At 67.9% G+C, this 14,425-nt stretch carries 15 protein-coding genes; 9 read left to right on the top strand and 6 right to left on the bottom strand.

Going from position 1 to position 14,425, the window contains the following annotated elements; translation table 11 throughout:
* Window position 1: 1 nt before the first annotated feature.
* Window positions 2-1,684 carry a 3-oxosteroid 1-dehydrogenase gene (gene kstD / locus AC5Y43_RS10780; protein ID WP_499972165.1) on the bottom strand — a complete coding sequence of 561 codons (1,683 nt, stop codon included), beginning with the start codon at window positions 1,682-1,684 and terminating at the stop codon, window positions 2-4.
* 72 nt (window positions 1,685-1,756) lie between these two features.
* On the opposite strand from kstD, the gene AC5Y43_RS10775 reads away from it, so the two are divergent.
* From AC5Y43_RS10775 to AC5Y43_RS10740, 8 genes are all read left to right on the top strand, one after another.
* Window positions 1,757-2,542, top strand: coding sequence for a 2-keto-4-pentenoate hydratase (locus AC5Y43_RS10775; RefSeq protein ID WP_499972163.1), 786 nt, complete (start codon window positions 1,757-1,759; stop codon window positions 2,540-2,542).
* Window positions 2,543-2,584: 42 nt separating this feature from the next.
* The gene (locus AC5Y43_RS10770; protein WP_499972161.1) at window positions 2,585-3,505 is read left to right on the top strand and encodes an acetaldehyde dehydrogenase (acetylating); all 921 of its coding nucleotides are present in this window, start codon (window positions 2,585-2,587) and stop codon (window positions 3,503-3,505) included.
* Entirely contained in the window at window positions 3,502-4,566 is a 1,065-nt protein-coding gene (gene dmpG / locus AC5Y43_RS10765; RefSeq protein ID WP_499972158.1) for a 4-hydroxy-2-oxovalerate aldolase, read from the top strand. Before AC5Y43_RS10770 ends, dmpG begins: the two co-directional genes overlap by 4 nt.
* 131 nt (window positions 4,567-4,697) lie before the next feature.
* Window positions 4,698-5,951, top strand: coding sequence for a PPE family protein (locus AC5Y43_RS10760; RefSeq protein ID WP_499972157.1), 1,254 nt, complete (start codon window positions 4,698-4,700; stop codon window positions 5,949-5,951).
* Between the two features lie 79 nt (window positions 5,952-6,030).
* Window positions 6,031-6,324, top strand: a complete 294-nt coding sequence (locus AC5Y43_RS10755) for a hypothetical protein (protein ID WP_499972155.1) — start codon at window positions 6,031-6,033, stop codon at window positions 6,322-6,324.
* A 92-nt stretch (window positions 6,325-6,416) separates the two neighbouring features.
* Complete coding sequence (locus AC5Y43_RS10750) at window positions 6,417-7,556, top strand: hypothetical protein (RefSeq protein ID WP_499972154.1); 1,140 nt, start codon at window positions 6,417-6,419, stop codon at window positions 7,554-7,556.
* Window positions 7,553-8,335 (top strand): SDR family oxidoreductase, encoded by a 783-nt coding sequence (locus AC5Y43_RS10745; RefSeq protein ID WP_499972153.1) that lies wholly within the window; start codon window positions 7,553-7,555, stop codon window positions 8,333-8,335. Before AC5Y43_RS10750 ends, AC5Y43_RS10745 begins: the two co-directional genes overlap by 4 nt.
* Complete coding sequence (locus tag AC5Y43_RS10740) at window positions 8,335-9,483, top strand: sulfotransferase family protein (protein ID WP_499972151.1); 1,149 nt, start codon at window positions 8,335-8,337, stop codon at window positions 9,481-9,483. The genes AC5Y43_RS10745 and AC5Y43_RS10740 overlap by 1 nt, the downstream gene beginning before the upstream one ends.
* Window positions 9,484-9,537: 54 nt before the next feature.
* On the opposite strand, the gene AC5Y43_RS10735 is transcribed toward AC5Y43_RS10740, so the two are convergent.
* Complete coding sequence (locus AC5Y43_RS10735; protein ID WP_499972149.1) at window positions 9,538-9,984, bottom strand: hypothetical protein; 447 nt, start codon at window positions 9,982-9,984, stop codon at window positions 9,538-9,540.
* Window positions 9,984-11,126 carry a 3-ketosteroid-9-alpha-monooxygenase, oxygenase component gene (locus tag AC5Y43_RS10730; protein ID WP_499972148.1) on the bottom strand — a complete coding sequence of 381 codons (1,143 nt, stop codon included), beginning with the start codon at window positions 11,124-11,126 and terminating at the stop codon, window positions 9,984-9,986. The genes AC5Y43_RS10735 and AC5Y43_RS10730 overlap by 1 nt, the downstream gene beginning before the upstream one ends.
* Before the next feature lie 121 nt (window positions 11,127-11,247).
* Between AC5Y43_RS10730 and AC5Y43_RS10725 the strand changes: the two genes are divergently transcribed.
* Window positions 11,248-11,772 carry a gamma carbonic anhydrase family protein gene (locus AC5Y43_RS10725; RefSeq protein WP_499972146.1) on the top strand — a complete coding sequence of 175 codons (525 nt, stop codon included), beginning with the start codon at window positions 11,248-11,250 and terminating at the stop codon, window positions 11,770-11,772.
* On the opposite strand, the gene AC5Y43_RS10720 is transcribed toward AC5Y43_RS10725, so the two are convergent.
* The 3 genes from AC5Y43_RS10720 to AC5Y43_RS10710 are packed head-to-tail and all read right to left on the bottom strand — an operon-like array spanning window position 11,769 to window position 14,421.
* Window positions 11,769-12,182 carry a nuclear transport factor 2 family protein gene (locus AC5Y43_RS10720; RefSeq protein ID WP_499972144.1) on the bottom strand — a complete coding sequence of 138 codons (414 nt, stop codon included), beginning with the start codon at window positions 12,180-12,182 and terminating at the stop codon, window positions 11,769-11,771. The two genes, AC5Y43_RS10725 and AC5Y43_RS10720, sit on opposite strands and share 4 nt — an antisense overlap.
* Window positions 12,179-13,357, bottom strand: coding sequence for a thiolase family protein (locus AC5Y43_RS10715; RefSeq protein ID WP_499972143.1), 1,179 nt, complete (start codon window positions 13,355-13,357; stop codon window positions 12,179-12,181). Before AC5Y43_RS10715 ends, AC5Y43_RS10720 begins: the two co-directional genes overlap by 4 nt.
* Entirely contained in the window at window positions 13,357-14,421 is a 1,065-nt protein-coding gene (locus tag AC5Y43_RS10710) for a thiolase family protein (RefSeq protein ID WP_499972141.1), read from the bottom strand. The genes AC5Y43_RS10715 and AC5Y43_RS10710 overlap by 1 nt, the downstream gene beginning before the upstream one ends.
* Window positions 14,422-14,425: the final 4 nt, after the last annotated feature.

Genomic DNA, 14,425 nt, shown 5'->3' with positions numbered 1-14,425 from the left:
GTCAGTTCACCCCCGCGATGTGCAGCGCCGCCAGGTAACCGAAGGTCATCGCCGGGCCGATGGTGCCGCCGGGGCCGGGATAGGTGTGCCCCATCACCGGCGCACTGACATTGCCCGCGGCGTACAGGCCTTCGATGATGCTGCCGTCGTCGCGTAGCGCGCGCCCGTGCACATCGGTGCGGATCCCGCCCTTGGTGCCCAGGTCGCCGGGCACCATCTTGGCGGCGTAGAAGGGCGCGCGGGTGAGCTCGCCCAGGTTGGGGTTCGGCTTGTTGGTCGGGTCGCCGTAGTAACGGTCGTAGGCGCTCTCGCCGCGGCGATAGTCCTCGTCGACGCCCGAGCGCGCGAAGCCGTTGAAGCGCCGCACGGTGGCCACGAACTCGTCGACCGGAAGGCCGGCCTTCTCGGCGAGCTGCTCGAGGGTGTCGGCCTGGATGATCACCCCGGATTCCAGCCACTTGCGCGGAATGCGTTGTCCGGGCTGCAGTCCCGCGAAGATGTAGCGGTCGCGGTACTGCTGGTCGAACACCAGCCAGGCGGGAATGTTCTCGCCCGGCCCGGGCCCCTGGCCGTATTGCCCGCCGTACATGTGGTGGCAGGCCTCGACGTAGGGCATCGATTCGTTCATGAACCGCTTACCGGACATGTTGACGATGATCGAGCCCGGCGAGTTGCGCTCCGACAGCGCGAACCACGGCGCGCCGACCAGCGGCACCGTCGGGCCCCACCACGCGTCCTCCATGATGTCCAGTGCGGCGCCCAGCTTTTCGCCGGCGATGATGCCGTCGCCGGTATTGGCCTTGGCGCCGACGGTCCATTCGGTGGTGATCGGCGCGCGCTGGTATTTCACCCGCATCTGCTCGTTGTGCTCGAAACCGCCGCAGGCCAGGATCACCCCGCGCCGGGCCCGGATCAGCTGTGGCTCAACGGATTCCGACGAGCCGGCGTCGCGCGCGTAGACGCCGCGCACCACGCCGTCCTCGACGTACAGGTCGGTCAGCGCGGTGTTGAGGACCACCGGAACGCCGGCGCGCTGCAACCCGATCCGCAGCGGCCCGATCAGCGCGCGACCCATGCCCACCAGGTTCTTGCCGGTCGCCTTGGCCCACATCGTGCGCGCGCCGACCTTCAGGCTGCGCGCCATCCCCCGCGGGTGCCGCTTGAGCTGGTTGAGCCGCACATAATCCTGTTGCATCACAACCACATTGAGCGGGACCTTGCCATAGGCGGGTTCGAGTCCGGCCTCGTCGGCACCGAGCTTGCGGGCGTTGAACGGCTTGGGCTCGATCGACCGGCCGTCGGGGCGGCCGCCAGGCGCCTCGGGGTAGTAGTCGGAGTAGCGCGGCACCCAGCACATCTTCAACGGCGTGTGCTTGAGCACGAACGAGAGCATCTCGGGCCCGCGCCGGAGGTAGGTGTCGATGCGCTCCGGCTCCACGACGTCGCCGATGATGCCGTGCAGGTAGGTGCGGGCCGCCTCGCGGGTGTCCCGCACGCCGTCGCGCTCGAGCACCTCGTTGTTCGGGATCCACACGCCGCCCCCGGACCGCGCGGTGGATCCGCCGAAATGGGGGGCCTTCTCGATCACTATTGTCGAAAGGCCCCGCTGCGCGGCGGTGAGGGCAGCCACCATGCCGGCCCCGCCGCTCCCGACCACGACGACGTCGTACTCCTGCGCTGTCATGTAGAACACGTTATAGAATTGCCCGGGTGGGGCGCTACTTGCCCGGTCAAACGAACGATGGGAATTCGGTAAATGCTCTCTGTTGCGATCCGCGACGAGCTGGCCGCCGACCTGGCCCAGGCCGAGCGGAGCCGCGAGCCGATCGGCCCGCTGACCGCCGCCCACCCGGACATCGACGTCGTCGACGCCTACGAGATCCAGCTGATCAACATCCGGCAGCGAGTGGCCGAAGGGGCGCGCGTGCTGGGCCACAAGGTGGGACTGTCGTCGCTGGCGATGCAGCAGATGATGGGGGTCGACGAGCCGGACTACGGGCACCTCCTCGACGAGATGCAGGTATTCGAGAACACCCCGGTCAAGGCGGGCCGCTACCTGTACCCGCGGGTCGAGGTCGAGGTGGGTTTCATTCTGTCCGCGGACCTGCCGGGCGCCGACTGCACCGAGGACGACGTGCTGGCGGCCACCGAAGCCCTGGTCCCGTCGATCGAGTTGATCGACACCAGGATCACCGACTGGAAGATCGCGCTGTGCGACACCATCGCCGACAACGCCTCGTCCGCCGGCTTCGTGCTCGGCGAGGCGCGGGTGTCGCCGGCCGATATCGACGTCAAGGCGATCGACGCGGTGCTGACCCGCAACGGCGAGGTGATCGCCGAGGGCCGCAGCGACGCCGTGCTGGGCAACCCGGTCACCGCGGTCGCGTGGTTGTCCCGCAAGGTGGAAAGCTTCGGGGTACGGCTGCGCAAAGGTGACATCGTGTTACCGGGATCGTGCACGCGAGCGATAGACGCACACCCCGGCGACGAGTTCGTCGCCGACTTCACCGGGCTGGGTTCGGTCCGGTTGTCGTTTGAATAGTGTCGGATTAGTTTTGAACTAATCCAGTTAAAAGGGAGCATCATGCCGTCTAAGGCGAGTGTGGCGATCGTCGGGTCCGGAAACATCAGCACCGACCTGCTCTACAAGCTTTTGCGCTCCGACTGGCTGGAACCGCGCTGGATGGTGGGCATCGACCCGGAGAGCGAAGGCCTGGCGCGGGCCCGCAAGCTGGGGCTGGAGACCACCCACGAGGGCGTCGACTGGCTGCTGGCGCAGTCGGAGAAACCCGATTTGGTGTTCGAGGCGACCAGCGCCTACGTCCACCGCGACGCCGCGCCGAAGTACGAGGCCGCCGGGATCCGGGCCATCGACCTGACCCCGGCAGCGGTGGGCCCGGCGGTGATCCCGCCGGCGAACCTGCGCGAGCACCTGGACGCGCCGAACGTCAACATGATCACCTGCGGCGGGCAGGCCACGATTCCGATCGTGTACGCCGTTTCCCGGGCCGTCGAGGTGCCGTATGCCGAGATCGTCGCGTCGGTCGCGTCGGTGTCGGCGGGGCCGGGCACTCGCGCCAACATCGACGAGTTCACCAAGACCACCAGCAGGGGCGTCGAGACCATCGGCGGGGCCAAGCGCGGCAAGGCGATCATCATCCTCAACCCGGCCGACCCGCCAATGATCATGCGCGACACCATCTTCTGCGCCATCCCCGAGGACGCCGACCGCGACGCGATCGCCAAGTCCATCCACGACGTCGTGGCCGAGGTGCAGACCTACGTGCCCGGCTACCGGTTGCTCAACGAGCCGCAGTTCGACGACCCGTCGATGAATTCCGGCGGCCAGGCGCTGGTCACCACCTTCGTCGAGGTCGAGGGCGCCGGCGATTACCTGCCCCCGTACGCGGGCAACCTCGACATCATGACCGCGGCGGCGACCAAGGTCGGCGAGGAGATCGTCAAGGAGTCCCTGTCGGCGACGGCGGGAGGAGCGCAAGCATGAGTGACATCTTCTTCAACCCGATCTGGGACGTCCGGATGACCGACACGTCGCTGCGGGACGGCTCCCACCACAAGCGCCACCAGTTCACCAAGGACGAGGTCGGCGCCATCGTGGCGGCGCTGGACGCGGCGGGCGTCCCGGTCATCGAGGTGACCCACGGCGACGGGCTGGGCGGGTCGAGCTTCAACTACGGGTTCTCCAAGACACCCGAGCAGGAGTTGATCAAGCTCGCCGCCGAGACGGCCAAGGAGGCCAAGATCGCCTTCTTGATGCTGCCCGGCGTGGGCACCAAGGAGGACATCAAGGAGGCGCAGAACAACGGCGGCTCGATCTGCCGCATCGCCACCCACTGCACCGAGGCCGACGTGTCGATCCAGCACTTCGGGCTGGCCCGCGAGCTCGGCCTGGAAACCGTCGGGTTCCTCATGATGGCCCACACCATCCCGCCGGAGAAGCTGGCGGCCCAGGCACGCATCATGGCCGACGCCGGCTGCCAGTGCGTCTACGTCGTCGACTCGGCGGGGGCACTGGTCCTCGAAGGGGTGCGCGACCGGGTGGAGGCGCTGGTCGCTGAACTGGATGACCAGGGAGATGGAGCGCAGGTGGGCTTCCACGGCCACGAGAACCTCGGACTCGGCGTCGCGAACTCGGTCGAGGCCGTCCGGGCCGGCGCCAAACAGATCGACGGCTCGTGCCGCCGCTTCGGCGCCGGGGCGGGCAACGCGCCGGTCGAGGCCCTGATCGGGGTGTTCGACAAGATCGGCGTGAAGACCGGCATCGACTTCTTCGACATCGCCGACGCCGCCGAGGACGTGGTGCGCCCGGCCATGCCGGCCGAATGCCTGCTGGACCGCAACGCCCTGATCATGGGCTACTCGGGCGTCTACTCCAGCTTCCTCAAGCACGCCGTGCGCCAGGCCGAGCGCTACGGCGTGCCGGCCCACGCGCTGCTGCACCGCGCCGGTCAACGCAAGCTCATCGGCGGCCAGGAAGACCAGCTCATCGATATCGCTCTGGAAATCAAACGCGAGCAGGCGAGCGGCGCCGTCGTCACGCGCTAGTCCCGAGCGATCGGCGTGTGCGCGGCCGGCGGAATCTATAAAATACTTTGAATCCGGCCGAAGGTGACGAACCTCCGCCGGGGTTGGTTTAGCGTTCGTCGTACTGATTGCATGCGCCGCTAGGGGATTCGATGAGCTTCCAGATGCTCCCGCCCGAGATCAACTCCGCGTTGATGTACATGGGTGCCGGAGTGGCGCCGATGCTGGAGGCCGCGACCGCCTGGAACGGGCTGGCGGCCGAACTAGGTTCCGCCGCCGAATCATTCGCTTCGGTGACCTCGACGCTGGCGAGCCAGGCCTGGCAGGGTGCCGCGGCGCAGGCGATGGCGGCGGCGGCCGCCCCGTACGCCGGGTGGTTGAGCGCGGCCGCCGCGCAGGCGTCCGGCGCGGCGGTCCAGGCCCAGGCGGTCGCCAGCGCGTTCGAGTCGGCGCTGGCCGCGACGGTGCACCCGTTGCAGGTGGACGCCAACCGCAACGGCCTCGTGCAACTCGTGATGTCCAACCTGTTCGGCCAGAACTGGCCGGCGATCGCGCAGACCGAGTTCAACTACGCCGAGATGTGGGCCCAGGACGTGGCCGCGATGGTGGGCTATCACGGCGGGGCGTCGGCGGCGGCCGGGCAGCTGCTGTCGGGGCAGGCCAGCCTGCCGCCCATTCCCAGCATTCCCGGCGCCGGCGGCTTGGCCGGCGGCGCCAGCTCGGGCCCGGCCGGCACCGGTGCCGGCGGCGTGGGTGCCGCAGCCGCGGGCAGTGCCGGTGCCGCCGGTGGCGCCGAGGGGGGCGGGCCGGCCGGCGCGGTAGGCGGAACCGGCGGCGACGGGGGCGGCGCCGGGGGTGCCGTCGGTGTCGGCGCCGGCGGTGCAGCCCTGGACGGCGGCTACGCCGGCGCCGCGACGCCCGGCGATGTCAACGCCGCTCCCGTCACGGCGGGCGGCACCGACGTCGGCGCCGGGAGCGTCGGTGGCGGCAGCCTCGGTGGCGGCAGCGCCGGCGGCATGGGTGGCATGGGGGGCATCAACCCCGGGCTCATCGGGACCGGTGGCATGGCGGCCATGACGATGGCGGCCGCCGCGAACAATTCCTCGGCGCCGGCGGGCACCGCCCCCGCGCCCCCGGCTCCGGCGGCCAAGGAGCCGCCCGCGCCGGTCGAACCCGTGGCGCCGGAAGCCCCGGAGGCGTTGGAGCCTTTGGAAGCGACGATCCCCGCGGCCGCAACGCCTCTCACCACGACATCGACGGCGGCCGGACCGGCAGCCGAGGTCACCGAGGCCGCAACGGCCGGGGCCGTCAAGTCCGAGGCCACGGGAACGGACGGGCCGGGCGAGCGGCTGGCCGTGGCGATGCCGCTGGACGAGCCGTCGGAACCGGAAGCCCGGGCCAACTAGCTCCCGCGCTCGCGGAGCCGTTTTCACTCCCGCCGGCGCGGGTAGTGTGGATTGCAAGCCTGTGCAAAGGAGCAATCCGATGACCGTGAAAGTCGCTTTGGGCCGTGGGCTGTACGGCCTGGTCGCCGGGGGTCTGCTCAGCGCCGCCGCCTCGGTGATGATCGCCCTGCCGTCGGCCAGCGCCGACCCGCCCTGCAATCAGACGGTGGGCAATTCCATCGACGCGTACCTGACCCGCCATCCGGATGTGAAGGCGCAATTGCAGGCCAAGTCCGAGGCCGAGGGTGGGGGCGGCAACGTCATCGACTACCTGAACCGGCATCCCGACGTCCGGCAGCACCTGATCGACCTGTCCCAGCAGTGCGTGCCCTGACGGCTTAGTCCTTCAAGTCTTGGAACGTACGGAACGACGCGCGCGAACGTTCGCCATTGACTAAAAAGTAGAACACGTTCTAGCGTCTAGGCGTGTCCGAAAATTCCTTTTCCGGCCCGCTGACCGCTGCGATCGCCGAGGCCGAACAACTCGTCGCCGCCGCACCGTTCATCGAGACCGAGGCCGACCTGCTCGAAGGCATGCAATATCTGGCCGGCTGCATCGCGGCCTGCACGCATTTGGCCTTCGATTACGACCGCGACCACCCGTTCCTGCAGTCGGGCACCGGGCCGTTCACGAAGATGGGCCTGGACAACCCCGACACCCTCTACTTCGGCACCCGGGTGCAGCCCGACAACGAGTACGTCGTTACCGGCCGGCGCGGCACCACCACCGACCTGAGCTTCCAATTGCTCGGCGGCGAGTACACCGACGACAACGTGCCCGCCAGCCAGGCCGCCTTCGACGACCGTGAACTCGACATCGCCGCCGACGGCAGCTTCGAGTGGCGGGTGCGACCAAGCAGCCCCGGCCAATTGGTGATCCGCGAGGTGTACGGCGACTGGTCGGCGCGGCGCGGCACGCTGACCATCGCCCGGACGGACACCGCGGGCACCGCGCCGCCGCCCCTGACCCGCCGGACGCTCGAAAAGCGTTACGCCACAGCGGGTAAGCAGCTGGTGAACCGGGTGAAGACGTGGCTGCAATTCCCGCAGTGGTTCTATCTGGACATCCCGGTCAACACCATGGTCGCGCCACGGCTGACGCCCGGCGGACTGGCGACGCAGTACTCGTCGGCCGGGCATTTCGACCTGCTACCCGATCAGGCGCTGGTGATCACCATCCCCGTCTCGGACGCCCCCTACCTCGGCTTCCAGCTGGGCAGCCTGTGGTACATCTCCCTGGACTACATCAACCACCAGACGTCGCTGAACAATACTCAGGCCCAAGCGGATCCGGACGGTAAGGTCCGCATCGTGGTTGCCGACCGGAATCCGGGCGTCACCAACTGGGTGGAAACGCTGGGCCATCGGCGTGGTTTCCTGCAGTTCCGGTGGCAACGGGTGTCCCGAGAGCTCACCGAGGCCGACGGGCCCACGGTCGAGCTCGTCGACTTCGACGCGGTGGCGGCCGCGCTGCCGTATTTCGACCACAACAAGATCTCCGAGGACCAATGGCGGGCGCGAATCGCGTTGCGCCAACAACAGATTCAAGCAAGGATGCTGGGATGACAAAGTTGCTCGACGGCAAGGTGGTGGTGATCAGCGGTGTCGGCCCGGGCCTCGGGACCACGCTGGCGCACCGCTGCGCGCGCGACGGCGCCGACCTGGTGCTGGCCGCCCGCAGCCTGGACCGGCTGGAGGCCGTCGCCAAGCAGATCGCCGACCTCGGGGCCCGCGCGACGACGGTGCGTACCGACATCACCGACGAGGACCAGGTGAACAACCTCGTCGCTGCGACGCTGGAGGCCTACGGCAAGGTCGACGTGCTGATCAACAACGCGTTCCGGGTGCCGTCGCTGAAACCATTCTCGGGCACCAGCTTTCAGCACATCCGCGACGCGATCGAACTCAGCGCACTCGGCGCGCTACGGCTCATCCAGGGATTCACGCCGGCGTTGGCCCAGTCGAAGGGTTCGGTCGTCAACGTCAACTCCATGGTGCTGCGGCACTCTCAGGCGAAGTACGGCGCGTACAAGATGGCCAAGTCCGCCCTGCTGGCGATGTCGCATTCACTGGCCACCGAGCTGGGTGAGCAGGGGATCCGAGTCAATTCCGTTGCGCCGGGCTATATCTGGGGCGAGACGCTGCAGGGCTACTTCAACCACCAGGCCGGCAAGTACGGCACCACGGCCGAGCAGATCTACGACGCCACCGCGGCAGGCTCCGACCTCAAACGACTGCCCACCGAGGACGAGGTAGCCTCGGCAATCCTGTTCATGGCCAGCGACCTGTCCAGCGGCATCACCGGGCAGACCCTGGACGTCAATTGCGGGGAGTACCACACCTGATGGGTTCTGAGCGCACCGATGTCGGCACCGTCGACGAGCTGCACGCGTCGGCCACCAAGCTGACCGGGCTCGACGACTTCGGTGCCGACGACGACAACTACCGCGAGGCGCTCCAGGTGCTGCTGGAGTCCTACCGGCGCGATGCGGGCCTGACGGTGTTGGGCAGCAAGATGAATCGGTTTTTCCTGCGCGGCGCGCTGGTGGCCCGGCTGCTCTCCGAATCGGCGTGGAAGCAATACCCGCAGCACGCCGACGTCGCGATCCAGCGCCCGATCTTCGTCACCGGGCTGGTACGCACCGGCACCACGGCGCTGCACCGGCTGCTCGGTGCCGACCCGTCGCATCAGGGCCTGCACATGTGGCTGGCCGAGTTCCCGCAGCCGCGCCCGCCCCGCGACACCTGGGACTCACACCCGTTGTACCGCCGGCTCGATGACCAATTCACGCAGCACCACCAGGAGAACCCCGGCTATACCGGCCTGCACTTCATGGCCGCGTACGAGCTGGAGGAGTGCTGGCAGCTGCTGCGGCAGTCGCTGCATTCGGTGTCCTACGAGACGCTGTCGCACCTGCCCACGTACTCGAAGTGGTTGTCGCAGCAGGACTGGACGCCGTCGTATCGCCGGCACCGCAAGAACCTCCAGCTGATCGGGCTCAACGACCCCGAGAAGCGGTGGGTGCTGAAGAATCCCAGCCACCTGTTCGCGTTGGATGCCCTGATGGCGACCTACCCCGACGCGCTGGTGATCCAGACCCACCGGCCCGTCGAAACCATCATGGCCTCGATGTGCTCGCTGGCTCAGCACACCTCGGAGGGCTGGTCGACGACGTTCGTCGGCGCCGAAATCGGCGCTGACGCAATGGAAACCTGGTCGCGCGGGCTGGAACGGTTCAACACCGCGCGCGCCAAATACGACTCGGCCCAGTTCTACGACGTCGACTACCGCGACCTGATCGCCGACCCGATGGGCACGGTTGCCGACATCTACCGCCACTTCGGGCTGACGCTGACCGACGAGGCGCGGGCCGCCATGGAGAAGGCCCACGCCGACAGCCAGTCCGGCGAGCGGGCGCCCAAGCACAAATACTCGCTGGCCGACTACGGGCTGACGGTGGAGGCGGTCAAGGAGCGGTTCGCCGGACTGTGATCGGCCGGCCGGGAGACTGCAACAGGTAATGCATTTCCGCCAGTGGCGCCGTCGCTATATGCAGTCTCGCGGGGGTTGAAGTATGCCCTCGGCGACCGCGTGTTCGATGCTGTCGCTCAGTTTGGGGCATGACTTGACCCGCGCGGTATCGCCGCCGGAGTCCCGTATTTCGCTGAAGTACGCGCACCGCTGAGCCGCCTGCGTGCTCCACTGCACCGCGGTGTGGCCCGGGCCCAGCCTGCGGACGGTCACGGTGACATGGCAGAACCGGCAATCCACGGGCAGCAGTCCCGACGTCAGGTAGCGCTCACGGTCGGCGCGGCTGGCCTCGGCCACCGCGGCGGCCCGCTGCGGGTCCCCCGCGAAATCCCTTGATTTCGACCACGATCCGGAGCCGTCCTCGGACACCGGCGCATCATCGTGGTCGTGATGGCCGTGCAATGCCAGCATCGACCGGGCCAGCCGATCGACGTCGGGAACCGGTGGCTGCTCCTCCGGCATCAGACCGATTCGGCGTCTTTGGCCTTGAGGTTCTCCTCGACCTCGGCGTTCCAGTACTCGTTGGCGCGGGTGGTGTCCACCTCGATCTCGAAGCGCTCCACCATTTCCGGCTGGATGTCGGCCACGTCGACGTAAAATTGCTGATACCAACGACGCAGCTGGTACACCGCGCCGTCCTCCTCGACCAGCAGCGGGTTGTCGATGCGTGTCTTGTGCTTCCAGATCTCGACGTCCTGCAGGAAGCCCTTGCTGACGCCCTCGGTGAACACACGCGACAGCTTGTCGGTCATTTCGTCGTCCATGCCCTTGGGCTTTTCGACGGTGACGCCCCACTGCAGCATGAACGAGTTCTGCGTGACGGGGTAGTGGCAGTTGATCAGGATCGACTCGGCCTTGTAGCCGCCGTAGCTGTTGTGCAGCCAGTTGATCATGAACGACGGCCCGAAGTAGGACGCCTCGGAGTCCAAATGCGCTTCGCCGTAAGAGGTTCCGAGGTCATTTACGTCGGGCCGGCCCACGTTGTGCAGATATTGCGAGGCGATGTGGCCCTCGAAGACGTTCTTGAAGTACGTCGGCAACCCGAAGTGGATGTAGAAGAAGTGCGCCATGTCGGTGACGTTGTCGATGATGTCGCGGCAATTGGATCCCTCGATGAGGATGCTGTTCCACCGCCAGTCGGTCCACTCGTCGCTGTGAGCCTCGGGGATGTCGGGGATCCTGACCGCCGGGTCGGGTGGGTTGCCCTCGTGGTCGTGCCAGACGAACAGCAGGCCACCGCGGACATCGGTCGTCCACGATCGCGTACGCGCCGTCTTGGGCGTGCGCTTGGCGTACGGCACCAACTTGCAGCGCCCGTCGCCGCCCCAGCGCCAATCGTGGAACGGGCAGGCGACCTCGTCGCCCTTGATGGTGCCCTCGGACAAGTCGCCGCCCATGTGCCGGCAGTAGCCGTCGAGGACCTTGATGTCGCCGTGGGAGTCGGCGAAAACCACCAGCTTGGTGCCGAAGGCCTGGACCGCGTGCGGTTTGCCGTCCCGGAAGTCCTTGGCGACGCCCAGGCAATGCCATCCCCGGGCATACCTTGTCGGCAGGGCGCCGGGGTCGATTTCCCGGATGCCGGCCGCTGTGGTGTCGGTACTCACCTGTCACCTCCAACTAGTCTCTAACTAGAACACGTTACAGTTTTGGGTCGGGGTGGCGCAATGACGGCCGGTCTAGCTGGGGTTTGCTGGGGCGTATTCACCCCTCGGGTATATGTAGACGATGCCCCTGTTTGCTTTCGAGGGTCGCGCGCCGCGGGTCGATCCCACCGCGTTCGTGGCCCCGACCGCGACCCTGATCGGCGACGTCACCGTGGAAGCGGGGGCGTCGGTCTGGTTCAACGCCGTGCTGCGCGGCGACTATGGGCCGATCGTGGTGCGCGAGGGCGCCAACATCCAGGACGGATCGGTGCTGCACGCGCCGCCCGGCATTCCCGTCGACGTCGGCCCCGGGGCGACGGTCGCGCACGTCTGCGTCATCCACGGCGCTCACATCGGGCCCGAGGCCCTCATCGCCAACCACGCCACCGTTCTCGACGGCGCGGTGATCGGCGCGCGCAGCCTGGTCGCGGCCGGGTCGCTGGTGCTGGCCGGAACCCAGATCCCGGCCGGGATGCTGGCGGTCGGATCGCCGGCGCAGGTCAAGGGCCCGGTCGCCGGCACCGGCGCGGAAATGTGGATCAACGTCAATCCGCAGGCCTACCGCGACCTGGCGCAGCGCCATTTGGCCGGGCTGGAACCGATCTAGCCCGACACCTTCTTGACCGACGCGGTCGCGCGGTCCAGTTCCCAATACGCACGAAGGGCGGTCATCTTGCCCTCGTCGTTCGCCCTGTAGGTGAACACGCCCTCCGCGGTGACCCGATAGTCGCCCGTGGTGATCAAAATGTGCCCGACGTTGGCTTCCTCGTTGCCGCACTGGTAGGTGTCGCGGAAGACGAACTCGATCTTCGTGGTGGGGGCGATCGCCTTGTCCCAGAACGCCGAAATGGCGTCGCGGCCGCGGTGTCCCTTGCCCTCGGGGTCGAAATGCGACGGCCCGATGGGATCCTCGACGATGGCGTCGTCGGCGAACACCGCCAGCCAGGCGTCCTTATCCCTGGCGATGACCGCCTCGCGCGAGCGGCGGCCGGCCTCGTGCGCCGGGTGCTCGGTCACGGCTTATCGGCTCCGACCACCCACATGGAGTAGTACTGCGAGCCGCCACCGTAGGCGTGCCCCAGCGCTTTTCGCGCACCCGGAACCTGGTGGTCCCCGCCCTTGCCCATCACCTGGATCGCGGCCTCTGCGAAGCGGATCAGGCCCGACGCACCGATCGGGTTCGACGACAGCACGCCGCCCGACGGGTTGACCGGCAGCCGCCCGCCGATCTTGGTCTCGCCGGCCTCGGTGAGCTTCCAGCCCTCGCCCTCGGGGGCAAAGCCGAGGTTTTCCAACCACATCGGCTCGAACCACGAGAACGGCACGTAGATCTCGGCGGCGTCGATCTCGTCGATCGGGCTGGTGATGCCGGCCGCCTTCCACAGCGCGGCGGCCGCGTCCCGCCCGGCCTGCGGGCTGACCTGGTCGCGCCCGGAGAACTGCAGCGGCTCGGTGCGCAGCGCGGTGGCGTGAATCCAGGCGACCGGATTGCCTTGGGCCAGCCGGGCTTCGGCGGCCTCCTCGTTGCCGATCACGACGGCCGCGGCGCCGTCGGACGACGGGCAGGTCTCGTCGTAGCGGATCGGGTCCCACAGCATGGGCGACTCCATCACCTTCTCCAGGGTGATGTCGGGTTGATGCAGGTGCGCCAGCGGGTTCCTGGCGCCGTTGAGCCGGTCCTTGACCGCGACCATGGCGCCGATGTTCGTCGGCGCACCCGATCGACGGATGTACGAACGCACGTGGGGGGCGAAATACCCGCCGGCGCCGGCACCGACGGGCTTGATGAAGGGGATCGGAATCGACAACGCCCACATGGCGTTTGACTCGGACTGCTTTTCCCACGCCATCGCCAGGACGCGCCGGTACTTGCCCGACTGCACCAGGCTCGCGGCCACCACTCCGGTGGACCCGCCGACCGATCCCGCGGTGTGCACCCGGATCAGGGGCTTGCCGGTGGCGCCCATGGCGTCGGCCATGAACAGCTCGGGCATCATGACGCCCTCGAAGAAGTCCGGCGCCTTGCCGACCACGATGGCGTCGATGTCGTCGAAGGTGGAACCCGAGTCTTCCAGCGCCCGGTCGATGGCCTCGCGCACCAAGCCGTTCATCGAAACGTCTTGGCGCTTGGCGACATACTTCGTCTGCCCGGTACCCAGTACCGCGGCAAGGTGTGCCCCTGCACCGGCCATCAGTTCTTTCCTTCCATGACCGCGACCAGGTTCTGTTGCAGGGCGGGACCGCTGGTGGCATGCGCCAGCACCCGCTCGGCCGAACCGTTCCAGATGTGTTGTGCCGCAAACCCGATGCGCTCCAGGCCGGCGACGAACATGGGGTTGGCCGCCAGGGCGCCGCCGGACGGATTGACCTTCGTCTGCCCGGGAATCCTGATCGACTCGGCGAGGATCAGGTGCTGGTGGGTGAACGGCGCGCAGATCTCGGCCACGTCGAGGTTGTGGACTTTTCCGCCGGTGGCCGCGTGCGCCGCCGCCCTCGTCGACGGCGACTCGGTGAGGTCACGCGCGCCGAGCACGGGTGTTTCGATGCGGTGTTCGATACCGGTGATCCAGGCCGGGTTTTCGCGCAACTCGCGCGCCCGGTCGTCGGCGGCGAGCACGATGACGGCCGCACCGTCGGTGATCGGCGCGATGTCGTGGCGGCGCAGCGGGTCGGCGAAGAACGGCCGCTCCAGCAATTCGTCGAGGCCGACCGGGGCCTCCACGGAGTCGACCCGTTTGGCGTTCGCGAAGGAATCGAGCGCGACGCGCGCCATCTGCAATTCGGTCCACTTGCCGCTGTCGAGCCCGATGCGGGCCTGCAGCCCGGCCATCGACACCGAGTCCGGCCACAGCGGCGCGACGGTGTACGGGTCGGTCTGCCGCGACAGGATCCGGCGCAGGACCCCGGCCGAGGACTTGCCGAAGCCGTACACCAGCGCGGTGTCCACCTCGCCGGTCAGGATCTTGATGTAGGCCTCGTACAGCGCCCAGGCCGCGTCCATCTCGACGTGCGACTCGTTGATCGGCGGCACGGCACCGATCGAGTCGATCGCCGAGATGAACGAAAACGCCCGTCCGGCAAGGTAATCGGAGGAGCCCGAGCACCAGAAGCCGATGTCGGCCTGGCTGATGTTCAGGTCCTCGTACAGCTGGGCGAAGCACGGCATCAACATTTCGACGCCGTTGGTGGTGCCGTCGGTGCGGCGGACATGCGGGGCGTGGGCAAAGCCGACGACCGCAACGTTGCGAGCGCTCATGTGC

The organism is Mycobacterium sp. NGS57, from assembly GCF_059812405.1.
This window is presented reverse-complemented; position numbering and strand designations above follow the sequence as displayed.